Annotated in this window: 19 protein-coding genes; 8 read left to right on the top strand and 11 right to left on the bottom strand. The window is 38.6% G+C overall.

The genetic code is table 11. The features are described from left to right. Positions 1–48: 48 nt before the first annotated feature. Complete coding sequence (locus tag HMPREF3112_RS03685; protein WP_070438161.1) at positions 49–1617, bottom strand: ATP-binding cassette domain-containing protein; 1569 nt, start codon at positions 1615–1617, stop codon at positions 49–51. A gap of 128 nt (positions 1618–1745) precedes the next feature. On the opposite strand from HMPREF3112_RS03685, the gene HMPREF3112_RS03680 reads away from it, so the two are divergent. After that, positions 1746–2579 carry a helix-turn-helix domain-containing protein gene (locus tag HMPREF3112_RS03680; protein ID WP_070438158.1) on the top strand — a complete coding sequence of 278 codons (834 nt, stop codon included), beginning with the start codon at positions 1746–1748 and terminating at the stop codon, positions 2577–2579. Positions 2580–2642: 63 nt separating this feature from the next. Then, positions 2643–3992 (top strand): MATE family efflux transporter, encoded by a 1350-nt coding sequence (locus HMPREF3112_RS03675; protein ID WP_070438155.1) that lies wholly within the window; start codon positions 2643–2645, stop codon positions 3990–3992. An 887-nt stretch (positions 3993–4879) separates the two neighbouring features. Here the strand turns inward: HMPREF3112_RS03675 and msrB are convergent. From msrB to manA, 3 genes are all read right to left on the bottom strand, one after another. Next, positions 4880–5830: a peptide-methionine (R)-S-oxide reductase MsrB gene (gene msrB / locus HMPREF3112_RS03665; protein ID WP_070438152.1), complete on the bottom strand. Its 951-nt coding sequence runs from the start codon at positions 5828–5830 to the stop codon at positions 4880–4882. 132 nt (positions 5831–5962) lie between these two features. Continuing rightward, the gene (gene brnQ / locus HMPREF3112_RS03660) at positions 5963–7291 is read right to left on the bottom strand and encodes a branched-chain amino acid transport system II carrier protein (RefSeq protein WP_070438149.1); all 1329 of its coding nucleotides are present in this window, start codon (positions 7289–7291) and stop codon (positions 5963–5965) included. A 215-nt stretch (positions 7292–7506) separates the two neighbouring features. Further along, positions 7507–8448, bottom strand: a complete 942-nt coding sequence (gene manA / locus HMPREF3112_RS03655; RefSeq protein WP_021143948.1) for a mannose-6-phosphate isomerase, class I — start codon at positions 8446–8448, stop codon at positions 7507–7509. A gap of 377 nt (positions 8449–8825) precedes the next feature. On the opposite strand from manA, the gene HMPREF3112_RS03650 reads away from it, so the two are divergent. From HMPREF3112_RS03650 to HMPREF3112_RS03640, 3 genes are all read left to right on the top strand, one after another. Further along, complete coding sequence (locus HMPREF3112_RS03650) at positions 8826–9278, top strand: DUF3290 family protein (RefSeq protein WP_070438146.1); 453 nt, start codon at positions 8826–8828, stop codon at positions 9276–9278. Further along, complete coding sequence (locus HMPREF3112_RS03645) at positions 9275–9907, top strand: DUF421 domain-containing protein (RefSeq protein ID WP_070438143.1); 633 nt, start codon at positions 9275–9277, stop codon at positions 9905–9907. Before HMPREF3112_RS03650 ends, HMPREF3112_RS03645 begins: the two co-directional genes overlap by 4 nt. 66 nt (positions 9908–9973) lie before the next feature. Beyond that, complete coding sequence (locus HMPREF3112_RS03640; protein WP_008534959.1) at positions 9974–10171, top strand: CsbD family protein; 198 nt, start codon at positions 9974–9976, stop codon at positions 10169–10171. Between the two features lie 71 nt (positions 10172–10242). Here HMPREF3112_RS03640 and HMPREF3112_RS03635 read toward each other — a convergent pair whose 3' ends face one another. The 3 genes from HMPREF3112_RS03635 to HMPREF3112_RS03625 form a co-directional block, all read right to left on the bottom strand. Continuing rightward, positions 10243–12681 carry a carbohydrate-binding domain-containing protein gene (locus HMPREF3112_RS03635; protein ID WP_070438140.1) on the bottom strand — a complete coding sequence of 813 codons (2439 nt, stop codon included), beginning with the start codon at positions 12679–12681 and terminating at the stop codon, positions 10243–10245. A 121-nt stretch (positions 12682–12802) separates the two neighbouring features. After that, complete coding sequence (locus tag HMPREF3112_RS03630) at positions 12803–13246, bottom strand: ASCH domain-containing protein (RefSeq protein ID WP_070438137.1); 444 nt, start codon at positions 13244–13246, stop codon at positions 12803–12805. A 73-nt stretch (positions 13247–13319) separates the two neighbouring features. Beyond that, entirely contained in the window at positions 13320–14705 is a 1386-nt protein-coding gene (locus HMPREF3112_RS03625) for an amino acid permease (protein WP_002891257.1), read from the bottom strand. Positions 14706–15030: 325 nt separating this feature from the next. Between HMPREF3112_RS03625 and HMPREF3112_RS03620 the strand changes: the two genes are divergently transcribed. The 3 genes from HMPREF3112_RS03620 to HMPREF3112_RS03610 all read left to right on the top strand — a co-directional run bounded on the left by HMPREF3112_RS03620 (position 15031) and on the right by HMPREF3112_RS03610 (position 22646). Further along, on the top strand, positions 15031–18180 hold the full coding sequence (locus HMPREF3112_RS03620) for a KxYKxGKxW signal peptide domain-containing protein (protein ID WP_070438134.1): 3150 nt from the start codon (positions 15031–15033) through the stop codon (positions 18178–18180). Positions 18181–18447: 267 nt separating this feature from the next. Next, entirely contained in the window at positions 18448–20904 is a 2457-nt protein-coding gene (locus HMPREF3112_RS03615) for a KxYKxGKxW signal peptide domain-containing protein (protein WP_004182290.1), read from the top strand. A gap of 596 nt (positions 20905–21500) precedes the next feature. Beyond that, a complete protein-coding gene (locus HMPREF3112_RS03610; protein ID WP_004182289.1) occupies positions 21501–22646 on the top strand; it encodes a hypothetical protein in 1146 nt (381 codons plus the stop codon). 69 nt (positions 22647–22715) lie between these two features. On the opposite strand, the gene HMPREF3112_RS03605 is transcribed toward HMPREF3112_RS03610, so the two are convergent. The 4 genes from HMPREF3112_RS03605 to HMPREF3112_RS03590 form a co-directional block, all read right to left on the bottom strand. Beyond that, on the bottom strand, positions 22716–23480 hold the full coding sequence (locus HMPREF3112_RS03605; protein WP_013990376.1) for an amino acid ABC transporter ATP-binding protein: 765 nt from the start codon (positions 23478–23480) through the stop codon (positions 22716–22718). An 11-nt stretch (positions 23481–23491) separates the two neighbouring features. Continuing rightward, positions 23492–24178, bottom strand: coding sequence for an amino acid ABC transporter permease (locus HMPREF3112_RS03600; RefSeq protein WP_004182287.1), 687 nt, complete (start codon positions 24176–24178; stop codon positions 23492–23494). A 3-nt stretch (positions 24179–24181) separates the two neighbouring features. Beyond that, entirely contained in the window at positions 24182–24874 is a 693-nt protein-coding gene (locus tag HMPREF3112_RS03595; RefSeq protein WP_070438131.1) for an amino acid ABC transporter permease, read from the bottom strand. Between the two features lie 69 nt (positions 24875–24943). Beyond that, the gene (locus HMPREF3112_RS03590; protein WP_070438128.1) at positions 24944–25810 is read right to left on the bottom strand and encodes a transporter substrate-binding domain-containing protein; all 867 of its coding nucleotides are present in this window, start codon (positions 25808–25810) and stop codon (positions 24944–24946) included. Between the last annotated feature and the right edge of the window lie 11 nt (positions 25811–25821).

The raw sequence follows: 25821 nt of genomic DNA, 5'->3' as shown, positions 1-25821 counted from the left end.
AAAAGACTAAGCAACTACTCTGTCTTGCTTTACTGAATGTAGCTCTTGCTATTTAATTCTTACGATTGACTTATTTTCAATTCTATAGACAGCATCATAATCTTCCAGTTTGTAATGATGGGCAATTTCTATAATACTATTAGGTAACTGTTTCAAGACATTACTTATTTCTTTTGAACTTGCTGCATCTAAAGAAGCCATCATCTCATCCGCAAGTAAAACCTGCTTTTCCCTCAAAATAGCACGTGCAATCTCAAGTTTTATGATTTGACCACCTGAAAAGTTATCTCCAGTTAATTCATAGTCCAATTGATGACAACAAGCCTCCCATAGTCCAACTTTTTTTAGTGTTGAAATGAGCAATGAGTCAGAATAATCTTGATAAAGAGTTAGATTATGTCGCACACTTGTATGAAAGACATAGGGATTTTGATGAATAATTGCAATATTATCTAAATTTGGAGTCAGCTCCCTTCCATCAATGCTTTTAAAAATGATTTTCCCACTATATGCCTTATCTTGCCCTGATATTAACCTAAAAAGTGTTGTTTTTCCAATACCACTATCACCAACTATAAGATTATGCTGAGACAATGAAAAAGTAACCGTAACATCTCGAAAAATCTCTTGATTATCATAAGATTTAGTGACGTTTTTTAACTGAATTTCTTCTAAAGTATGTATGTGAAGCCCTTTTGAAGGAATTTCTGACTCACTTCCAAATGTCAATAATTTATCTTTTATCACTTGACTTGATTGAATACTTGCAATAGCCTCCAGAATCTGTTGTAAGGGGTTAATAAGATATGTTGAAGCAGACATCATAGCAATAAGTGTAGTAATTGAATTTTGTTTCATGACAAGACCAATCACAAATGGTCCAATCAAGCCGACAGCTTTCAGAGGTCCTGTCCAAAACATAACTAAATTCTGAAGTGTATAATACTTAAATTGTGTCGTCTCCATCTCACTAAGGGTTATGAGAGTTTGCTTTACATTCTCTTTTTCTGCTTGGTTGCAAATAATCGTTTCAATCCCTTTACCAAAGTCTGTAATAGCTCTTAAATTTTTCTCTTTTGAGCTACTTAGTAATTCTCCTGACTCTTTTAACTTTCTCTTAAATATAAACTGAGGCAAAATCATCAGAAAGGCACCTACAGTAAAAAGACTACCCACAATAAGATTTTGTTTGAGCAGATAAATTACAGATACTAGGACAGAGGCACCCCACACTGGCGAGATAAGAAAAGATTGGAGGAACTCCTGGTCTACAATTCCAAGATCTTGTGTCAAGAGTGAGCAAAGCTCAGAATCGGAGATGTTTTTAGGAAAGACAGCATGATTCTTTAAAATATTTTCTGATAGGCTCACATTAAACGCTCTAATAATAGAACGAAGCAGAATATTCTCTATATACATAAAAGCGTACACAACCACCCAAAGAGAGATACTCGAAAATGTAAAAACTATTAAATCCCGACTATCACTACTATCTATATGACCTGCCATCTGGATAATTACAGGAATAACAATTCCTTGACAGGAATAAAGAAGTGCAAAAATGATATAAAGTATAATGTCCTTTTTAGGAAGTAGCTTAAAAAAATTAACCACCATTATGAAATAGCAACTGATTTATTTTTTCAATAATCATTGCTTTTACCTCCTTCCATTTGATACTATTATTTTAGTTTACTAATAGTATCAACTATTGAAATTTCGGAAATCCGATAAGGTAATTTTATATGGAACAAGGTCAAAAATTTAAACAGATTCGAAAACAGAGAAAATACACTATTCAGAGACTCGCTCAAGTAGCTGGATCTGTAGCGAGTCTTTCAGACTTTGAAAATAACAAAACATCACTCTCAAATGATACTCTTTTCAAACTTTTAAAACATCTAAAAGTCGAATATAATGAATTTTTCGAACAAGAATATCTTGTGGACGAAACCTACATAAAACTTGCTAATCAATTCAATCAAGCCTCAAATCATCTAGACTTTGAAGCACTGGAGCAAGTCGCAGAAAAGTTTCGCATTTTAGGAGAAACCAATTATAGTGATTATCTGATTAGTCTTTGTATTGACTGTCAGGTTTCAAAACTTCCAAACCGGTCAGTTAACCAAGATATTGCTACAGAACTTCAAAACTACTTCTTTTCTATTGATATTTGGACACTTCTCGATATTAATTTACTGAATATGGTAAAGGATATCTTCACAGAAGATGCGCTAAAAATCTACATTAAGGAATTCCTATCAATACTCAATAAAAATCCTAGAAATAATTTAGATCGAATCACTTTAGAAGTTATCAGTCGTTGTATTTTCCAAATCATTCTTTACGGAAATCAAGAAGATAGTGACTACTATATAAACGAACTAAAAACTATTCAATTACCAGACTATTTCATGTTACAAAAACTCTATCTTAAAGAACTAAAAGCCGCATACCTTTATAAATTTATCGATAAGAATATGGGAAAGACTATACATAAAGAAATTCTCCACTACTTGGCTTTTATGGGAGATGACGATAATTTGAGAGAATGGGACCGAACTTTCCGTCAATTATAGACTTTATTGGATAACAGTTGTACAATGATTATATAATTTGAAAAATTTAGAAAGGAAAACAGAATGCACGAAACACATTCTCTCCGTGAGCGATTTCTTGTTTTCTTCAAGATTTTTGTGCCCATACTGATCTATCAGTTTGCCAACTTTTCGGCAGCCTTTGTGGACACTACCATGACTGGTCAATACGATACCCTACACTTGGCGGGGGTAGCCATGGCAACGAGTTTATGGAGTCCTTTTTTCACCTTCTTAACAGGTATTGTCTCTGCCTTGGTTCCGATTATCGGTCACCATCTAGGGGCAGGTCGCAAGGACCGAGTGGCACCTGATTTCTACCAATTTCTCTATATGGCTTTAGGGCTATCACTGATTCTCTTTGCCCTTGTTTTTCTGGGGGCCCCCTTAGTTCTGGGCCACTTAGGTTTGGAACCTGTGGTCAGAAAGGTGGCTCTTGGTTACCTACGCTTTTTGAGCCTTGGGATTATTCCCCTTCTGCTCTTTAGCGTGGTGCGCTCCTTTCTTGATGCGCTTGGCCTCACGCGCCTGTCCATGTACCTCATGCTTTTGCTTCTACCACTAAATGGTTTCTTCAATTTCCTCCTCATCTATGGCATCGCTAATCTGCCAGAGTTGGGGGGAGCCGGAGCAGGTCTGGGAACTTCATTGGCTTACTGGGCCCTTCTCCTTATTTCCATCGCAGTTATCAGAAAGCATAAGAAGGTTAAACCCTACCACATCGAAAGGATTCAACCTCTTGATAAAGAGGCTCTGCTTGACGCACTGAAACTAGGGCTTCCAATTGGGGGGACCGTCTTTGCGGAAGTCGCCATCTTCTCAGGCGTTGGTCTAGTTATGGCCAAGTATCCATCCCTAGTCATTGCCAGTCATCAGGCGGCCATGAATTTCTCAAACCTCATGTATGCCTTTCCTCTCAGTGTTTCCAGTGCAATGGCTATCATTATTTCTTACGAATTTGGAGCTAAACGCATGGATGCGGTCAAGAGCTATAGCAAGCTAGGACGTCTAACTGCCTTAGGTTTTGCTGGTTTTACCTTGTTCTTCCTCTATTTCTTGCGCTATGATTTAGCAGAACTCTACGGCCATGAACCTGAGTTTTTGAGAATGACGGCCGTTTTCATGACCTATAGCCTCTTCTTTCAAGTGGCGGATGTCTTTGCGGCTCCACTTCAAGGAATTCTGCGTGGCTATAAGGACACCAAAGTCCCTTTCTATCTCGGTGTCTTGTCATACTGGGGCATGACTTTCCCTGTTGGCTACCTTCTTGAAAAAGTCGCTGGACTGGGTCCATATAGTTACTGGATTGGCCTGATTGCCAGTCTTATCGTCAGTGGACTTTGTTACCAATGGCGCTTAAATAGAATCGTCAAACGATACGAATCACAACAGTAACACACCTGAAGCAGTTTTTTCCGACTGCTTTTTCTATGTCCAAATCTCGATAATACAGAAAAAAAAAACTCCTGCATATTGAAAACAGATAAACTGTTATCAATACACAGAAAGCTTCTTTTGATGAGTGATTAATTAGATTCAGATTTTCCTGACCTATTACCAAACTGGATTCATTAATGAAAACATAGATGTTTAATATTGAAAAAAGTATCACAGAGACCAGCTGGATCAACTAGGGCAAAATAAATCATGACTAAACCACACAGAGCTAGGAAATGATAAAGATAAACTACTTTCTCCCCTGTTTTAGGAAGTAAAAGAAAAGACCAGAACCACAAGACACAAATGGCTATTAATATGATTAGTTTATTCATCCATTCCATAATAATCTCCGTCAAAAAGGTTTAGCACAATAACATAGTCCTTAGGACTATCTGAATGTTATCACAAAATCTAACAAGCGCTGTCATTACTTCTTAAGGAAATATCTTAGTATTCTCTTGCTAGTCTTGTTTTGGTAAGTTAAGACATATAAAATCATATTGGGAGGTTGGGAAGACTCATTATTACACAAAGTACAATAATGTTTACAGACGCCAAAACCAGCAAAAGCCAAGGAGAAGGACACATTTACACTTGTCAGATTTCTCACTATTATAGTGTACTATTTTTTTATTTGAAACGTAAAACAATTTTGCCTAAATTGTTAAAAAATGTAATGAAAGGTCACTTTTTTGTCCTGAACGGTTAGGTCACATGTTATGTTAGCTTTAAAGGGCTTTCAATAATTTCTTTTACAGGCAAAAGAGGCTGGTAGCAAGCAGTACCAACCTCTTATTTTATGATAAGCTTCTGCTAGAAAATCTCTTAATACTAGTGAATAATCAGTCTACTTGGTCAAGTAAGTAGGCGTAACCTTCTTTTTCCATATCGGCTTTAGGCACAAATCGTGTCGCTACGCCATTGATACAATAGCGTAAACCACCCTTGTCACTTGGACCATCTGGAAAGACATGGCCAAGATGAGAATCACCCACACGACTACGGACCTCAATGCGTTCCATATTGTGAGAATGGTCTTCTTTGTAATTGGCTACCTCAGGACTAATGGGGCGAGAGAAACTCGGCCAGCCACAGGCTGAATCAAACTTATCCTTGGATGAAAAGAGTGGCTCGCCAGTCACCACGTCAACGTAAATTCCAGGCTCAAATTGATTCCAAAGAGGACTTGTAAAGGCCCGTTCCGTTCCATTCTCCTGAGTTACAGTATAGGCTTCTGGACTCAAGCTTTCCTTAAGCTCCTCCTGATTTGGCTTGTGATAAGCACTGGCATCAATGACCGGACTAGCTGCCTGATGGACATTGATATGACAGTAGCCATTAGGATTCTTCTTGAGATAATCTTGATGGTAATCCTCTGCAGGAATAAAGTGCTTCAGAGGCAACAATTCAACTGCCAAAGGCTGACCGTATTGCTCAGTCATTTCTTGGAAAACTTGCTCGATAATTGGCAAGTCATTTTCATCGGTATAGTAAACACCCGTACGGTACTGACTACCCACATCATTGCCCTGTTTATTTTTGCTTAGAGGGTTGATGATACGGAAGTAATGTAGCAAAATCTCTCGCAATGACACCTTGTTCGTATCGTAGGTCACTTGAACAGTTTCAGCGTGGCCCGTCTGACCAATAAGTTCATAGCGAGTCGTCTCATTACGCCCATTAGCATAACCCGAAACCGCATCAAGCACACCTGACACACGAGAGAAATACTCCTCAACACCCCAGAAACAGCCACCAGCAAGATAAATAGTATGATTATTAGGATTTGACATTTTTAACACTCCCTTCAATAGATACTTGCATCTCCACGCCTTAAGTGTAACGCTTTTGAGAAGATTGCGCACTTATGGCGACTTGGAGAGACAAAAAAATCCCACCACATATTATGTGATAGGATATTATTTTTATTCCATTTCGAAGCTTTCGCTCTTAATCTTATCAGGTAAGATGAGAGACAAAAGAATACACAAGATGGCTGGTATCAACCATGGCAGTGATACTCCTGATAATGGGAGGAAGTTAATAAGGGCATTGAGTCCCGCAAGTTTAAACTGGCTTCCAATTACACTAAGCAAGGCAATCAGCGTGACTACTGCAACTGTCACTTGCATACCAGGTTTAGACAAGGCCACGAACTTGTTGGCAATCACAATCATGACAATCGTGATAGTAATTGGGTAGAGAATCAAAAGCACTGGTACTGAGAAAGCAATGATATTGTTAAGTCCCAAGTTGGCAATCGCAAACCCAATCAAGGTAAAGATAATGGCGTAAGCCTTGTAAGATACTTTCGGAAATGCCTTGTGGAAGAATTCCCCAGTCGCAACAATAAGCCCTGCGGTTGTTGTGAAGCAAGTCACTGTCACCATGATAGCTAAGAAAATCTGAGCCGCTGGTCCAAAGATGGCTTGTGTGGCTTGTGACAAGACACTTGCACCAATATTGGCATCTTTTGGTAATCCCGCCACTTGGAGTGGGAAATGATTCCCCAAAAAGGCTAATCCCAAATACAGAGCACCAAAGAGGATAGTAACTACGAAACCAACGACCCAAATCGTTGAGATATACTCTTTTTTAGACTTGAAGCCTAATTGGTTGAGTGTGACTACTGCTACTACACTGAAGGCCACAGAAGCCAAGGCATCCAAGGTGTTGTATCCTTCCAAGAAGCCTTTACCAAAAGCAGAAGCCTGATAGGCTTGACTTGCATCCTGAGGATTGTGACCACCATATTTAAATGCTCCTGCCACGATAACGACAACAATCATGATGGCAAAGATAGGCGTTAATATACGTCCAATACTATCTAGAATTTTAGATGGATTCATGGCAATCCAAAGTGCTAGAGCAAAGTAGATTACGGTAAAGACAAAGAGCCAAAGGCTAGTATGTCCACTTCCAATCAAAGGAGAGAAGCCAATTGAAAAGGCGGTGGCGGCCGTTCTAGGAATGGCAAAGAAAGGACCAATGGACAGATAAAGTACTGCCAAATAGACTAGGGCAAACTTAGGCGAGATTTTTTGAGAAATCTCATGAATGTAACCCTTAGGATTTAAAGTCCCGATAACCAGTGTTAGGATGGCAATACCAACACCTGATAGGAGAAAGCCGGCAATGGCTGGCCAAAAATGACCTCCAGATTCAAAGCCTAACTGAGGGGGAAAGGTCAGATTTCCCGCTCCAAAGAACATACCAAACAACAATAAAGCTGTAAGGCTTCCCTTTTTTAACATAAGTTTCTCCAATCTAAAACAAACAAGATCTTATGCCCCAAATAGACACAACTTGTTTATTATAATTTTAGTCAACTTATTTAGTATGACATGATTAGTTTGGAACTTCAAGCTATTGAAACGTATTTACAAAGGTTTTTAAAATTGCAAATTTTCTGTATCCTTGTACGAAAAAACTAGACAAGATTCTCATCTCGTCTAGTTTGATATTTTGATTATGGGTGACTGACAATCAATTCAAGCTCTCCCTCAATTTGCCATGCTTCAACATCGCTAGGAAGAATAAAGTGGCTGCCTTTTGCAATTGGGTATTCTTGATCATCGACTAAGAGGCTTCCTTGACCGTCAAGTACACTAAACAAACTGTAATCAGCAGTCTTTTCAAAATCAGCCTTACCTGAGATTTCCCATTTATAAACGGCGAAGAAATCACTTGCTACTAAGAGCGTTGATTTGAGGTCATCTACTTTTGTTGTGACTGGACGACTGTTGGCAGGTTCACCGATACTAAGCACATCGATAGATTTTTCAAGATGGAGTTCACGCAGGTTACCTTGATCATCTTTACGATCAAAATCATAAACACGGTAGGTCGTATCACTAGATTGTTGCGTTTCAAGAACCATGATACCTGCACCAATAGCATGCATGGTACCACTTGGCACATAGAAGAAATCACCTGCTTTAACTGGAACCTTAGTCATAAGATTTTCCCAATCCTTACTTTCAATTTGCTGACGCAGTTCTTCTTTTGATTTGGCATTGTGGCCATAAATAATTTCAGCACCTGGTTCAGCAGCAATGATATACCAACACTCTGTTTTACCAAGTTCACCTTCATGTTCAAGTCCATAAGCATCATCTGGATGAACCTGCACACTAAGCCAATCATTAGCATCCAAAATCTTAGTCAAAAGTGGGAAGACAGGTTCTTGACGATTGCCAAACAACTCACGGTGCTCTGCATAAAGAACATCTAAAGTTTGACCGGCATAACGACCATTCTTAATAGTAGAAACACCATTTGGGTGAGCAGAAATAGCCCAGTACTCTCCGACATGGTCGCTTGGAATGTCGTAGCCAAAGACATCACGCAAATGCGTACCGCCCCAGATTTTTTCTTGCATAACAGATTGTAAAAATAATGGTTCAGACATAATTACTCCTTTTTCGAGGAACGAGAGGCCTTAACATTTTTTGGAATTCAAGAAAAGGTGTTGACTCTCTTAGAGATTAACAGTGAAGTCTTACATAAAATAACCAATCTCTTTAAGTTACCAGACTTCTGATTCTCGAAAAATTTAGGCAAGTTCTGATTGTTGATTACCTCAATTATAAGCATAATTTGTGAAAATATCAACAAAGTCCTTAAAGAAATCACAAGATTTTGGCTTAATGGCTGCAAGTCATTTCAATAGCAAATTTCCTTTAAGAATCCTACTCATTCCTTCATTTTTCGGATAGACTGATTGAATTTAAAGACTTTTTAACCTATAATAATAATACTAGAGATATTATGAAAGGAAATCTCTCAATGAAATTCTATTCCTACGACTATGTGCTAAGTCAGATTAGCCAACAAAACTGGGTTATGGTTGCCATTACTGCAGGACTTATTTTAGTGACCGGCGTATTTGCTTTTAAGGCCTTCAAAGAACGCCATGATACTAAGTTTCGTGAACTCTCTATTATTTCTATTTTAACCTTAGTTGCCGTGGTTCTAATTGCTATCAGTAATTTCCAAAGCAATCAATCAAACAATGACCAATTTAGAGCATCTCTTCACTTTATCGAGATTGTGTCTAAAAATCTCGACGTTGATAAGAGTAAAGTTTATGTCAATACTTCTACTACTACAGATGATGCTATCCTCAAAGTTGGAAACAAATACTATCGTGCCATCTCAGGTTCAGAACCTGACAGCTACTTGATAGAACAAATAAAACTTTACAAGTCTGATGTTGAACTCGTGGAGGTTAAAAAATGACATCTTTTTATCTTGCTGTTGCAATTAAACTAGCTTTGGGGCTTATTTCACTCGTCTTTGTTATCAATTTAACAGGTAAAGGAAACCTAGCACCTAGCTCAGCTGCTGACCAAGTACAGAACTTTGTTCTTGGTGGAATCATCGGTGGTACAATTTATAATAGTACCGTTTCCATCCTTCAGTACTTTGTTATCCTGATTATTTGGACTATTTTGATCTTACTTCTTAAATGGCTCATCACCAATATTCGCTTCATCAAACATTTGATTGACGGTAAACCAACTCTCATCATCAAACAGGGTCAACTAGATCCTGAAGCTTGTCGCTCTATAGGACTTTCAGCTTCTGATGTCGCTTTAAAATTACGTTCTCAAGGAATTTTTCAACTCAAAGAGGTTAAACGTGCAGTTATTGAACAGAACGGCCAATTGATTGTGGTCCGTTCTGGCGATGAAAATCCAAAATATCCAATCATTACTGATGGGGTCATTCAAACAGAAATTCTTGATACTATTGGTAAAACGGAAGATTGGTTAAATGAAGAGCTTCAAAAATTAGGATATGAAAACGTTTCGGATATCTTTATTGCTGAATACGATAAAGGAAACATTAATGTCGTTACTTATTAAACAAATCACTTGCATTACCGTTTAATATTGTCTACAATGGTCTCATCATAAAAAGGAGGTTCTACTATGGGAATCGAAGATAAATTGAATCAAGCTAAAGGCGCTCTTAAAGAGGGTGCTGGTAAACTGACTGGCGACAAAAAGACTGAAGTCGAAGGTGCTGTTGAAAAAGTGGTAGCAAAAGCAAAAGACGGTATCGAAGATGTTAAAGAAGGCGTTGAAGGTGCTGTTGAAGGCCTTAAAAATGCTTTTTCTAAAAAATAATAATAAATAAACAGAAGCTCTTTTCCTTTTTTGAAGAGGGCTTCTGTTTTTCTTTATGTTCTTAACTAGAATTACTTACGAGAATGCTTGCTTCCTTTAATTGCAAATGATGTTGTCATAAGTACAGCCCCTAATGCACCTAGTCCCAAACTGCTCACATCACCAGTATTTGGTAGACTTGATTTACTTGTTTGATTGCTTTGTGAACTTTTAGATGACTGATTAGCCTTAGAGCTTGTTTGGGTATTTTGTTTCTGAGCAAGATTAGTTTGTACGACTGAGCTTACATTTTCCTTTTGACTTGAAACTTCTCTTGTCTGACCTTTTGCTGCTTCAGAAGTTTGATTTTGAGTAAGAATCTTATTCAATTTCTCAGCAGTCTCTTGAGCTTGTTGTTGGGCACTGCTTGTCGCATTAGTCATTGTTTGTGTCGATTGCTCTTTTGTAGGCTGGTTAGCAAGAGAGGTATTTGATTTAAGCGATGCTCCTTCAGAGCTTGAAGGATTTGATGTTGGCGTATTTTGATTTGATAAAGCTGTGTTTGTCGCTGTCATTGCTGGATCATTGGTAGCTGGTTGATTACCACTGTTACTTGTCGTAGGGCTCATATTTATAGAGTTTGAGCTACTTGTTTGACTAGCAAAGTTTGGTGGGGTTGGACGTCCAGTATTAGCCGTCTGGCTTGTTGAACTTGTACTACTTGTGCTAGTTGTATTCTCAGAACTTGTCGAAGCAGATTGGCCCCATGCTGTGTTAACGCTTCCGGTATTGATAGAGCTTCCGCCATAGCTAGTCGGTCCACCGTAGCCTCCAAAGTTATCAGGCACTGAGCCATTTCCAAAGCCACCGCCTGGGAACCCACTCATGCCACCAGCACCAGGACCATTGTTTGTGCCTTCTTCAGTAGCTGTTGCAGTCACACTAGCACCACTTGATGTCGTAATGGTATAGGTTTCACCCGAAGTTAGACTCTCGGTACTAAAGACCACATTTCCAAATGAAGTTGTTGCTGTCGTGGTCGCTACAACATTTCCAGAACTATCTGTAACTGTGATGGTATCTCCAGCACTACCAGAGATGTTGGCCATGATATAAGACTGGCTTGAACCCGTTGTAAAGGCCTGAGCCATTCCTTGGTTACCTATGGCCCAAACGGTACCGCCAGAAATAATACCTGTTCCATCGTAGTCGATAGCAGCATTATCTGCACTTGTCTGAGCGACGTAGAGAGAACCACTTTTCACTGTCACATTGCCGTTACTGTCGATACCATCACCATCTGCCAAGATAGTTACCGTTGCACCGTCAATATTGATGCCCACTTCATTTTCCAAGTCAGAAGTCGAATTGGTTAAGCTTGAAGTATCAGCGCTGTCCTTGGTCGTCCACTCAGTGGCATTAATACCGTCATCAGTTGCTGTGATGTTGACTGTGGCATTTTTAATAGTTACAGCTGTCGTCGCATTGATACCATCCTTTGCCTCAGAAGTCAAATCAAGTGTTACAGAGTCAACCGTTACACTGTCAGCCTTAATCGCATGCTTTTCAGTGCATGAAAGGGTAAGGGTGCTTCCAGTACCACTCGTGATTGTTAAGGCACCAGCGGCTTCAATCGCATTAGCAGACGTCGAAGAAATAGAACTGTCTGAAAGGACATTAACAGTCAATTCTGCTGAAGAATTGGAAGTGATTGATGAATCTGTCAAGGTCACACCATCCAAGTAGATTGTAACTGGATCTGTCACGCTACCTGACACAATAATGGTATAGCTTGAACCATTTCCGGTCAAAGTGTATGATCCGGATTGATTAATGGTAACGGTAGTGCCATCAACTGTTACTGTGCTACTATCACTCGTTACAACAGTTGTCCCATTAAAGGTAATCGTGGTCGTCGTGCTTTCTGAATCAGTGCCGTTAGACTCAGTTGTTGTTGCCTCAGAAGCAGTATCAGAAGAATTGTTAGTTAGAACAGAAGCCGTTTCTGATGCAGTGGCTTCAGTGGTGCTTGAGCTTGTATTAGAGCTAGTGTTTTCGTCTGCATTGTTCGTTTCAGATGCTGAGGTTTCACTAGTTGTGCTTTCAGCAGTTTCAGAAGAACTTGCTTCTGGAGTTGCGGAAGTACTTGAATGATCAGATGTTTCACTGCTTGTTGATGTAGCAGTCGTGTCCTCTATCGTACTTGTTGTACTTATTGTTGACGAATCAGTGTCTGAAGTTGAAGCCGCAGTTGAAGTACTTGTAGCCGATTCTGTGCTTGTTTCAGTAGTTTCTGATGTATTGTCGGTCTGAGTACTTTCTTCAATTAAATCAGCAGTGGTTTCACCTGTTGAAACCGTTGAGAGTGTTGATTCAGTGTTTGTCTCGTCTGCTGAAACCTTGCTGTCATTTAAGACAACTGAGCTACCAAAGATTAAGCTTGCTACCAGGACTGAACCTGCTGTTTTCCATTTTGATGATTTCTTAATGGCATAACGTTCTTGTGTTTGTTTGCTATGTTTGTATGTCATATGTTCTACCTCTTACTTACTTTTGAGATGCCTCTATTAAACACAAGAAACCTAAGACAAGACTTAAAGAAAGGTTAATCTTTCCTTAAAGTAAAAAAAGTCCCCAAGATATTGGGAACTTTCAATCTCTAGGATAGACTACTCTAAATTCTTCTAAAACAACTAGACTGTCCTGACTAAAATGTAATCCAACCTCTTCCAACCAATTGCTAAAGAGATTCTCATGAATCTCTTGCCAATAGGTTAGCCCACGGTCTCCTTCACCTTCCTTGTAAGCATGGTCTTTAGAAACCTCTTTAAATGGGACGACCTCAACTTTCGTCGTTTCAATAATACAAATAGCATTCTCCTTACTATCAAGAATGACGCTCAGTTCATTTTCCTTGGGCAATGGTTCATTCCCCACTGCATACAAGTCAAAAGCTGAACTGGTTGCTGTCTTTTGCCCCATCAATACGAGTTCTGCCAAATAATCTGCTTCCACGCCAAAGGCCCAGGCATCAATCTTATCTCCGATTGTCTGATTTAAAATCTTATAGGCTTGCCACATCTGGTCTGATTTCATCAATCTACTCCTGCTTTTACTCTCCTTCCATTATATCAAAAAACGCTAGATCATCAGACCTAACGTTTTCATCTTAATACTTAGAATGTTTGTAACCGTAAAAGGCATAGATCGCTGACCCAATTAGCACTGCCAAACCAAAGGTTAACCATGTCTGCCAACTGTACTGACTCATAAAGGAGAGGCAGACGATAATTGAAATAATGGGCAAGACAGGAACAAATGGAACCTTAAACTCATCCTTCTGTGGCAAGCCCTTGTCCTTACGAAGAATAATGAGGGCAATAGCCAAGAGGACCAAGTAAGCCAAGGTCGCAATGTTAACCAAGGATGCCATATTGGCCAAAGAGAAGATACCTGCTGAGATAGCTGACAAAACGCCTGTCAAAAGCGTCGCATGATGTGGAACCTTATTAGTCTTTGAAACCTTTTGGAAGGTTTGAGGAAGGAAACCATCACGCGCCAGGCTATAAACCATACGGCTAAGGGCATAGGCCATTGAGATACATACCGTAATCAAGGTCATAATAGCAACCACTGATACGTAGTTGGCTGCCCAAGAAATACCGATATAGCGAAGGGCATAAGCCACAGCATCATCAACATTCAACTTGGTATAGTGAACAACTCCTGTCAAGACCAGCGAAACCACTGCATAAAGTGAAGCTACGATAATCAAGGCAAGAACGATACCTCGAGGAACGTTCTTTTGCGGCTCTTTAATCTCGTCTACTGTCATAGAGATAGACTCGAAACCAAGGAAACCAAAGAACATGAGGGAAGCACCCGCCATAATTCCTGTCTTTCCTCCATAAATTTGTCCAAAGCCAAATGGTGCAAAATCTGCCCAGTTGCTAGGATTCAAATGGAAGAGACCCACTAAGACAAAGACCGCTAAGGCTGAAAATTTGAGCACTACCAAGAGGGAATTCAAACGAAGGGCCTGCTTGGAATTCATGAGAAGAAGAGCCGTCACCAAGACCAAGACCAAGACTGGCAGGAGGTCTATGTAAGTGCCTTGACTGGGATTGAAAGGTCCACTGATGGCTTGAGGCAACTTAAGACCAAAGCTAGCTAGTAGCCCCTTGAGGTAGGCACCCCAACCAGAGGCAACACTGGATACGGCATTCATAAAGACAATCATGGTCAACCAGCCACCCATCCAGGCAGGATACTCCCCCCAGACAGCATAGAGATAACCATAAACACCACCGGCTGATGGATAACGTGAGGCAAACTCAGCAAAGAAAATTGCTGACATACCAACACACACGGCTGAAATCAAGACCGAAATAATCAGGGCAGGACCAGCCAGAGTCGATGCCGCGGTACCAGTAATCGTAAAGATTCCTGTACCAACCATGGCACCGATTCCCAGAAGGACCACATCCCTAAGGGTCAGATGTCGTTTCATCTCAGTCTGAGCGAGACCGACATCCTTTTTACGAAAAATACTCATTTTTATACTCCATTTTTTGCGAAATACCGAACTATTATACCATATTTCTTGGTCTAAATGGGCCTTTTTCTGTATTTTTATACTTTTATTAGTGAATGCTATGTTGAAGATGGGGACTTCCAGTGCTTACTTTTTAATTTTCCATACATCTCGATTAAAAGGAGCTTGCTAAAGTGGTTCTTTAGCATTCATTTTTGTAACTAAAATCCTGATCTCGAAAGAATTTTCAATTTTTAGAAAAAATATGAAAATCTTATGAATGCGTTTGATTCTTCTAATGAAAGATGTTAGAATGGGGTCATTAAAAAGGAAAAGGGGAACTTTTATGGAAAATAAAGTTCATTTTAAACTTCATAAAGTGAAAAAACAATGGGTTACCATTGCCGTATCTGGTTTAGCACTTGGTGCCTCATTGATTGGAGTTGGTGTCTCTGCCGACGAACAAGCTGCGAATCAAGTCACCTCAGCAAGCACACCTGAGAGCGTCAGCCAAGATCCTGATCTTTTCGTCACAGAAACAACTGTAGCTACGACAAAAGCTGATCAAGTCGCAACCAATAAGGCAACTGATACAACTGCTACTGTCACAACTGATAAGCAGCCAGTCCTTAAGGAAGACCAAGCAAGTAGCACTTACAATTTGTCTAGTGGCGAAACGAGAACCGCTACCTCAACTTCAGAAACAGCTAGCACAGTCACCGAAGTAAACAGTCAAGCACCGGAGTCTGTTGAAACTACTGTCGTTTCTGGCGGTCAATTCAAGAGCGATGCTGAGGGCAACTGGTACTATCTCAAAGATGGGAAAAATCTGACAGGTGCCCAAAACGTTGACCATTTCGACCTTTATTTTCACGAGGATGGCAAGCAAGCCAAGGGTGAGATTATCACAGAAAATGGACAATCTTTCTACTATGACAAAGCCAATGGACGTAAGGTAACCAATACCTCTATCAACATCGATGGTCAAGCCTACAATGCTGATGCCCAAGGTCGTTTGACAGCAGTTCTACCTGAAACGAACAAACGCAACCAGTTTATTGAAGACAACAACCACAACTGGTATTACCTCGGCAAAGATGGGAAACCCGTCACTGGTGCTCAGAATATCGATGGCTTTAACCTCTACTTCCACGAAGATGGTCGACAAGCTAAAAACGAAATCGTCACTATTAATGGTGATAGCTACTATTTCGATAAAGACAATGGACGTCGCGTAACAGGTTTCCAAGCTCTTAACAACGTCAACCATAAATACTTTGGCTTTTACTACTTCGACAAAGATGGCAAGATGGTCAAAGATGACTTCATCACTGAAAATGGAAATCTTTACTACTTTGATGCTACTGGTAATCAACCTAATTTTGTCTTTGTTTCGGATAATGCTGGAAACTGGTATTACATCAATGACTTCAAGGCAACTAAAGGCTTCTCAGCCCCATTTGGTTTCCAAACCGAATTTCTAGACCGTAGCCAAGCTCACTACAAGACAAGTGTTCAAAACCTGAACGGACAACAGTATTACTTTGACCCTAAGACTGGTATTATGGTAACCAACCGTTATGTTTCTGACGATAAAGGGAATTGGTATTACTTTGGTAAAGATGGTAAAGCGCTTCATGGCTTTCAAACAGTAGACGGTAGCCTTCACTACTTCAATGACAATGGTCAACAAGTCAAAGGGGACTTCCTTTACTACGGTAACGATATCTACTATTTCGATAAAGATAATGGAAATCCAGTAACTAACCAATTTATCAATAAAGACAACTCTTGGTACTACTTCGGAGCTGATGGTAAAGCCGTGTCTGGTTTCCAAACCATTAACGGACAGAACCTTTATTTCCACGAATATGGTGTCCAAGCCAAGGGACAACTGGTTACTATCGGCGGCAAAACCTACTACTTCGATCCAAATACAGGTGACAAGTGGGTCAATCGTTCACTTACCTTAAACGGTACGGTCTATAATTTTGATAGCAATGGTGTGGCGACTACTAAAGCTGACCAAACCACAAATCGAAATCAATTTGTTAAAGGTACTGATCAAGAATGGTACTACTACGATGCTAATGGTAAAAAGGTCACTGGTTTCCAAACCATTAACAAGGACCTCTACTACTTCAACGATAAGGGCCAACAAGTCCGAGGAAGTATTTTCAACCTAGGTGATAACTACTACTTTGCCAACAAAGACACTGGTGCTGTCCTTCGTAATGCCTTCTACCATGATAAATCTACTGGGCGTTACGGTAACTTCTCTGAAAACATCTACTACGCTGGCAATGATGGTGCCTTCAAGACAGGCTGGTTTGAAGTTGATGGCAACCGTTATTATGGTAGCGACTATTCTGATGACGACACACCTAAAGGAAACCTCTACACAGGAGTTATCAACTCTCAACTCTTTAGCCCAGATGGAAAACTCTTGACAAACGGTCTCTATCCTGAGTTCAAGCGTACTGGTGAGAATTCGTATGAACTTGAAGGTGTCTATGTTACAGATGCCGACGGTAATATCAAAGAAGGTCCTTATCAATATGATGGTAAGATTCTTGGATCTAAATATAGTAACGTCCGCCAATCACAATGGTCAACTTTTGACGAATGGGATATTCTTAATGGACACCTCTACCATTTCGACTCAACACCTATGACCTTCACAGCACCAAATGGCCAAAAAGTGACCACAAACGTTGCCATTGCAACAACTAACAAGGCCCTTACTTATCACGGCGTAATCTTTAATTTTGATGCCAAGGGTATTGATGCGACAAAAGAAAAAGCCATCCACTTTGACCAATTGCAGACGGATCGTAGCGGCACAAGTTATCTCTATGAAAATGGTCAAAAAGTCACTGGCTTGAAGACCTTTGATGGCGTCAGTTACTATTTCTATGAAGATGGCCGTCAAGCCAAAGGCACAGAGGTCACAATCAATGGTAAGACTTACCAATTTGACCAATTGACTGGTATCATGACACGCAACGCCTTTTCAAAATCATACAACTACGAAGGCTCTCCACGCTTCCCATACTACCCAACACGCTACTATGGCAACGACGGAGCTGCTCTTACCGGTTGGCAAACCATCAATGGCAAGGACTACTACTTCCGAGCTAGTGGAAACCTTGAAACAGGACGTTTTGTCATCGGAGATAGAGCCTATAACGCTGATGACAATGGTGTAGTTGCTGACCGCAAAGGCGAACCAGCCTATCGCAATCGCATTGTCTACGATAAAGGCGACAACTATTACTACAATGATAAAGGTGAGAAAGTGACCGGCTTCCAAAAAGTTGATGGCAAGGTCCTCTACTTCGACGCTGAAGGCAAACAAGTCCTAGGACGCTTCGTCACAGTCGATAACTATACCTACTATTTCGACCCTAAAACAGGTGAAAAATACACAAACCGCTCTGTCCTCATCGATGGTAAACTCTATACCTTCGACAAAGACGGACATGTCGTGTCATAAGATGAGATGAAACCGAGACGAAAGTCTTGGTTTTTTTGTGGGTTCTTTTAAAATTAAATTTTTCGAACTTTCTTCCATAAAAACTGAAAAATTGTAATTTATACTTGAGTTTTTCAAGAATTAATTGATAAAATTTGCAATACTTTTACTATTTTTTTCACAATATAACAGCTTCCGAATAATTAAAAAATTATTATAGAAATATTTGAATATATATAAATCAAATGTTAAAATTAAGGTGAAAAGTGAGAAACGGAGGATAGAATTATGGAACACAAAACTCATTTCAAGCTTCACAAAGTGAAGAAACATTGGATTACCATTGCTATTTCAAGCTTAACACTTGGAATCATCGCTTCTACCGGAAATATCGCTTATGCTGAGCAATCGGAATTACCTCTTACTAATCAAACAATAGAAAATTCCATAGTTTTTGAAGAATCAGCTATCAACACATCGAATACTTTCATTGATGAAAAGACTACTAGCCAGTCCGAATCGTCTCTTGAAACATCAACAAATCATTCTACGACAACCGATACTTATACAGTCGACAACAACTCGAAAGTATCGCTTCCTGAAGATAGTACCGTACCATCTTCAAGTGAAGCATCTTTGGAAGGAGCTACTAATGTTTCTGAAGCTTCAAGTATTGAAACACAAGAAGATAACTCAATTACAGGAGGCAACTTCATAACTGATGAATATGGTAATTGGTACTATATTAAAGATAATCAAAAGTTAACTGGCTTTCAAACAGTGGATGGTGTTCCTCTTTACTTTGACCAGGATGGTATCCAAGCAAAGGGTAACTTTGTAACTGTGGATAATGAAACATACTACTTTGACAAAGATTCTGGTAGAAAGTTAACGAACCAATTTGTTACTGATGGTGGCTATGGATGGTACTATCTCGGAGCTGATGGTAAGGCTGTAAAAGGAGCGCAAACTATTGATAACTTTGATCTCTATTTTGATGATAGAGGATATCAAATTAAAGGTTCGCTAGTTAATATCGGAGAACAGACTTACTATTTTGATCCATACAACGGAAGAAAGGTTAAGGACAAAAAGATTTATGTCCATGGAGGTACATTCTATTTTGATGAATCTGGCGCTGCAGTAAAAAATCGTTTTATTTCTGATAATGAAGGTTTTTGGTATTACTTTGATAAAGATGGACATATGGTTACCTTCAGTCAAATCATCGATGGCTACTCTCTTTATTTTCATTCTGATGGAAAACAAGCTAAAGGTCAACTAATATCAATTTGGGGGAACCATACAGGAACACATTATTTCGATAAGGATAATGGTAGAGAGGTTAAGAATGCCATCTTCGAGCTTGATGGTAAGTCTTATGAAGCTGATGAAAACGGTATTGTTAAAGAACTCCCTCCATATCGTAACCAATACATTTCTGAAAATGGAAATGATTGGTCCTATTACGATGGTTTTGGACACAAACTTATTGGACTTCATAATATAGATGGTGTAAATGTTTATTTTGATGATAACGGAATCCAAGCGAAAGGAAAAATAACAACTATAGGTACAGACACTTATTTCTTCGAAAAGGATAATGGAGCAATGCGTACAAATCAGCTTTCTGTCATTCCTACCAGAGTGAAGAAAACCGTAAATGTTTATGGTACTGATATTGACATAGATGAGTACGTCAATATCACTTACTATTTTGGCCCAGATGGAAAGGCTATAAAAGGATTCCACACGATAGATGGACAAACCTACTACTTCAACGAGAAGGGTTGGGCACTCGATGGCATTATCCATGAAAAAGATGGCGACTACTTCCTCCAAAACTATCATTTAATTTACAATCAGTTTGTAAACACATACTCTGATAATCAAGATGATAAAACAATTACTGGTACCTACTATGTAAACGGTGAAGGAAAGGTTCAAGTAGGATGGCTTAACAAAGACAATAATCGTTATTATCTAGATCCTGAAGCAGGTGGAAAAGTCACTTACGGTTGGAAAGAAATTGATAATAAATTCTATCATTTCACTGAGAAAGATAATCAAGATTCTGCTGGTCAACTTATTCGCAATCAAACTTATCAAGATGGCGACATCTTAGTAACTATTGACCAAGAAGGAATCGTAACTCGTAGCACTGAGAAGCGTCAAACATTTGTTAAAGATGCTCTAGGAAATAGTTATTATGTCACTAATGATGGGACATTTTTAACAGGTCCTCAAGTGGTTGATGGTATCTCTCTTTATTTTGATAAAGATGGCAAACAAGTAAAAGGTCAATTACGTAAGATTGATGGACACATCCATTATTACGATAAACTCACAGGAGAAATGATGACAAATCGTTTCGTCACATTATTACTCGGAGAATATGTTCCAGAAGAAGATTATGAAAAAGTTATCCATTTTGGAATGCCCGCAGCTCCTGGAAGCGGTAGTGGCGACGGAGGGGCTTCTAGAGTCGCTAGATACTACTTTGACAAAGATGGCAAAGCAATAACTGGGCGTCAAACTATTAATGGTAAAGATTACAATTTCCAACAAGATGGGCGTGCCATCCTGAATAAAATGGTTGATTTTGGCGGTCAAAGCTACTTCTATGGCGATGATGGAGCCATGGTTAAAAATCAAACTGTTATGTTTAAATTTTTAGCTATAATGAGACAATTTACGGTTAGCTATCACTTTGATGAAAATGGTGTTGGCCACTACGTCCACTAGCATTAGTTGTATTTCTTTACCTCAATAACGTCTAATTTAGGAATACTACATCTAAGAGAGTCAAAACCACCTGTGAGAATGATAGTGTCTGTTTTTTAAAGTCAGTCGTACAAAATAAATGTACGGCTGTTTTTTATGCATACCGCTTAGACTTGTACTTCTCTATTTTCTTCTTAGCGATTGGGTATAACAAAGGATATCTGAAATTAAGGTAGCGTTTCTCACTTCCAAAGCCAGTTTCATGATCAATATTCAACATGGTATAGTGGATAAGGTTCGTCAAGACCAGAGTAACTAGAGAATAGAGAACTGCTACAATTATCAGGGATATGACAATAAATGTTCATATATTATTGATTAAAGTTTTTGAAATATAAGTTTTTTATTAAACATAAATCACTTTTATGAATCCTCTAGAAAATCATAAAAAGCCCTAATTTTTGAATGAAATTTTACATTAACACTCGTAATGTACTATTACTATCATGTTTTAAATCATTTTAAGTATCAAACAAATTTTTTCAATTTACATATTTTTAATTTTTTGACTTTTATAATCACCTCTGTTATAATCATCATATATCAAGGAGGAATTAATGAACATGAATAAGAAATTACATGCTACTATTGGTCTTAGTGCTGCAATTTTAGCACTTGGTCTATCATCTTCTGCACTTGCAGATGAACAAGAATTGCCAGTAAGTCTTCCCGCTACAGAGGCTCTTGATAACACTTCTTTTGAAAACCTAGTTGTTGAAAACATCCCTGCTTCAGCCGTTGATGTTAATCTAGCTAACGAATCAGTAAGCACAACAACTACTACTAATCCTGCAACTGAGGTTAGCTCAGCGAGCACTGCTATCCTTAGTGAGGAAGTAACTGCACCTGCACCAACAATTGAAAATACAAGCCCTGTAAATCTTGAAGAACCAAGTCCAGTTGTAAACACACCAACAGTTGATGAGCGTGTGTCAGAAGTTCGTATCCATCACATCCGTCGAACAACCGAAGCAAGTTACTCACAATTTAGCTCTCAAAAGGATGTGCTTTACGCAACGATTAAAACTCCTGCTTTCACTGAATACGACACTGCTGCTTTTGCGCCAGCAACGGTTACCGATGAAAATGGAAAAACATGGTATTTTGCTAAATACGACGATATAGTACTTAACAATAAGAGTAATTACGGCGCACCTAAAAAAGGAATTGCTTCAAGTCCTATTATTGATGTCACCTACTTCTATGATGATGTTGACCTTGCTCCAACTGTCGCGCAACAGGCCCGTTTTGTCGATGAGAAGGGACAGGAAATTGCTCCAATCAAAGTCAACATGGTTAGACGCGATATTGATTTAGCTTACTATGCCTATTTCCCGACTGCGCCTGAAACGATCCAAGCAAATGGTAAAACATATAAGCTACAATCAACTGATGATCAAGAAATTAAGTCACACAAAATTCGTATTTCAAATACTGTGACAATCACTTATATTTACAAGGAAGTTACTGAAGGAACAGCTGAAAAACCTGTAACACCAGCTACATCAACAAGTGCTAAAAAACTTCGTCTTCCTAAAGGCAATAACGGTGTGAAAACGCGTATTCCTGTCAACTACAAACACCAAACAAATTCTTCAAACCAAGGAACTACAAAATTACGTCTCCCTAAAGGGAATAATGGCGTAAAAACACGTGTATCGGCTAAAAAGAACACTCCTATTCTTGCAGTAGACTACTTATAAGCAATAAAAAACAAAGACCATCTAAACTCGTCTTTGTTTTTTTCATTCCTAATTAAAACAGCAGATTTTTTAAATCATATATTCCAAATCATAACTAGCATCAGAAAGAATACGTGCCAAAAATTGTTGTGTACGTTTTTCTTTTGGTCTGTAAAAAATGTCTTTTGGACTCCCCTCTTCGATGACATGACCACCATCCATGAAAACGACATGATTAGCTACATCTCGTGCAAACCCCATCTCATGAGTCACAACTACCATTGTTGTTCCTTCATGAGCAAGTTGTTTCATGACGTCCAGAACATCCCCAACTAGTTCTGGATCAAGGGCCGATGTTGGTTCATCTAACAAGATAACTTCTGGTTTGACTGCTATTGCTCTAGCTAAACCAATACGTTGTTGTTGTCCTCCTGAAAGTTGTGATGGGTAGTAATCTTTAAAATCCAGAAGACCAACTTTTTTAAGTGCTTCTTCAGCAATCTCTTGCGCTTCACTTTTGGGAACTTTCCTAGCAATCACTAAACCTTCCAAGATATTCTCAATGGCAGTCTTGTTTGCAAATAAATTGTAATGTTGAAATACAAAAGCTGTTTTCTTTCGGATATCTAAAATATCTTTCTTTGATAACTTATCCAAAGAGTAGTCCTTACCTGAAATTCTTAATTGACCTCCATCAGCTTTCTCCAAATGATTAAGGCAACGTAAGAAAGTTGTTTTTCCTGAACCTGATGGTCCCAAGATGACAACCACATCTCCCTGTTTCACTTGTAGATTGACATCAACAAGAACCTGACGATCTCCAAATGTTTTTGATATATGTTTAGCTTCTAGCATAGTGACTCCCTCTATGTAAATTGCAATTTTCTTTCTCCAAAGTTAAAGAGAACTTGAATGATACCACAAATGATTAAATATAAAATGAAGATGACAAAATAAGATTCAAAATATTGATATCCATATGCTGCTTCGACTCGTGCAATTGCGGTAATATCTTTTATCGTCATAACAAAGACAAGTGACGTTCCTTTTACAATATTGATAACTAAGTTACACAAATTTGGAAGCGCAGCCTTAAGTGCCTGTGGAAAAACGATTCTCAGATAGGCTTGTCTTGTTGTTAAACCTATGGCTTGAGCAGCTTCTAGTTGACCTTTATCAACAGTTAGTAATGCTGATCGAATGATTTCCGACAAGCTTCCTGTCGTCATCAAGCTATAGATAATAAAAGCATAGTAAAGCGGATTAACTTTGAAGACATCTATGTGACTCCCAATACCTTTAAAAAACTGATTTAACAAACTAGGGAACAAACTATAAAAGAATAAAATTAAAAGAATTGGAGGTGTTGCACGAATAAACGCAAGATACACAATTGAAAAAGTCTTAACACCTCGTACCTTATAAATTTGACCCAAAGCGAGAAATAAAGCAGGTAGAAAACTCAATAGAATAGCCACAACCATGATTCCCAGTGTTACCGGAACACCATATAAAGCCTTGATAAAGGTATCTATAATAAAAGTAATATTCATTTTTTACCTCTCTTTTACACTCAATTGTTGCTCTGCTATCCTAGAAATCAACGATAGAATTAATGCTATTCCCCAATAAACAAAGGCAACAGCTGTATAAATCTCCAAAGAATAATTTCCTAAATGGCGACTAATCAAAAGGTTCCCTTTGCCCATGACATCAATAAAACCAATCGTATAAGCCAAAGCTGCATCACGCATAAGGTTAAGTATAGCTGTTGTAATATTTGGTAAAGCAACCTTAAATGCTTGAGGGGCAATAATTCTTACAAAGGTTTGTTCAGAAGTAAGCCCAATACTAAGCCCGGCTTCTAATTGTCCTTTAGGAATTGCTTGATAAGCCGCTTTAAACACTTCTGATATCATTGCTGAAAATAGGAGAACCATAGTCACAAGAACAAATATCAATTTAGACCAATCATTTATATCTAATCCTAACCACCAATTAAGAAATTCTGGAACTCCGTAAAATACCAAGAATAATAGCACAATAGGTGGGGTACAGCGTAAGATAAAAACATATCCCTTAGCTAAATTCTCTAAAGCTTTATCCTTAGAAAGGCTTGCCCAAGCAATTAATCCTCCTAATAACGACCCAAGTAAAGTCGTTAATAAGATAACCAATAATGTCATCGGTAAGCCCTTTATGATTTCAGGTAATGCTCCAAAAACTTTTGAAATGTCATAATTGACCATAATTTCTCCTAACTAAACTCACTTCAGAAGCTTATCAAAACATCCTACTTTTACGACGTTACAATTTACTTATTTGTCTACGTATGAGAAGACATCCTCACCAAAGTATTTTTTAGATAACTTTTCAAGTGTACCGTCTTCTTTTAGTTCCTTAATTGCCTTAGTATATTCTTTTGAAAACTCTTCATTCTTACTATCACGATGCAAAAGTGGATATGTTGGAATTCCTTTATAAGGGAACCAAGTCAATTTATCCGCATATTGATGATACGCACCATCTTTATCAGTTACAGCCTTTTCAAAAGATAATTTAATATCAAAGTAAGCATCATAACGATTTTCCAAAACCCATGCATAGGCATCTGAAACTTGGAAAGATTCCGCAGATGTCAACTCGATTGGTTGATTTTTATGCTCATCGTTGTAGTCTTTGATAACATTCCACTGAGCATTTTGTGGTGAAATTGGCACCAATCGACCATTTTGTTTTGCAAAATCAGAGATATTTTTATATTTATCTTTATCATCCTTACGAATGGTAAATCCAATAATACTTGCTCCAATTGGATCTTTCGGAATAATAAACTTTTTAGCACGTTCATCTGTGTACCACGCGCCCTTAGTACCAATGTCATATTTACCTGACTCTAAACCAATCAAAAGGTCATCATCACTTGTTCCAGTATATTCAAATTTGTACTGTGGAAGCTTTTTATCAATTTCCTTTAATACAGCTACCTCATAGCCATCAGAATTACCATCCTTATCAACGAAATCATAAGGAACATAGTTTTGAGTATGAGCAACCTTTAATGTTGTTACCTTTCCAGAGTCTGATTTTGCTTTTTTATCTCCTGTTAAGCTACGTCCAATAACTGTAGCCCCAATAAGTGCTACAACAACAGCTCCACCAATAATCCATGTCTTTTTACTCATATTAATCTCTC

It is taken from the genome of Streptococcus sp. HMSC10E12 (genome assembly GCF_001807855.1).
GTDB lineage: Bacteria > Bacillota > Bacilli > Lactobacillales > Streptococcaceae > Streptococcus > Streptococcus salivarius.
This window is presented reverse-complemented; position numbering and strand designations above follow the sequence as displayed.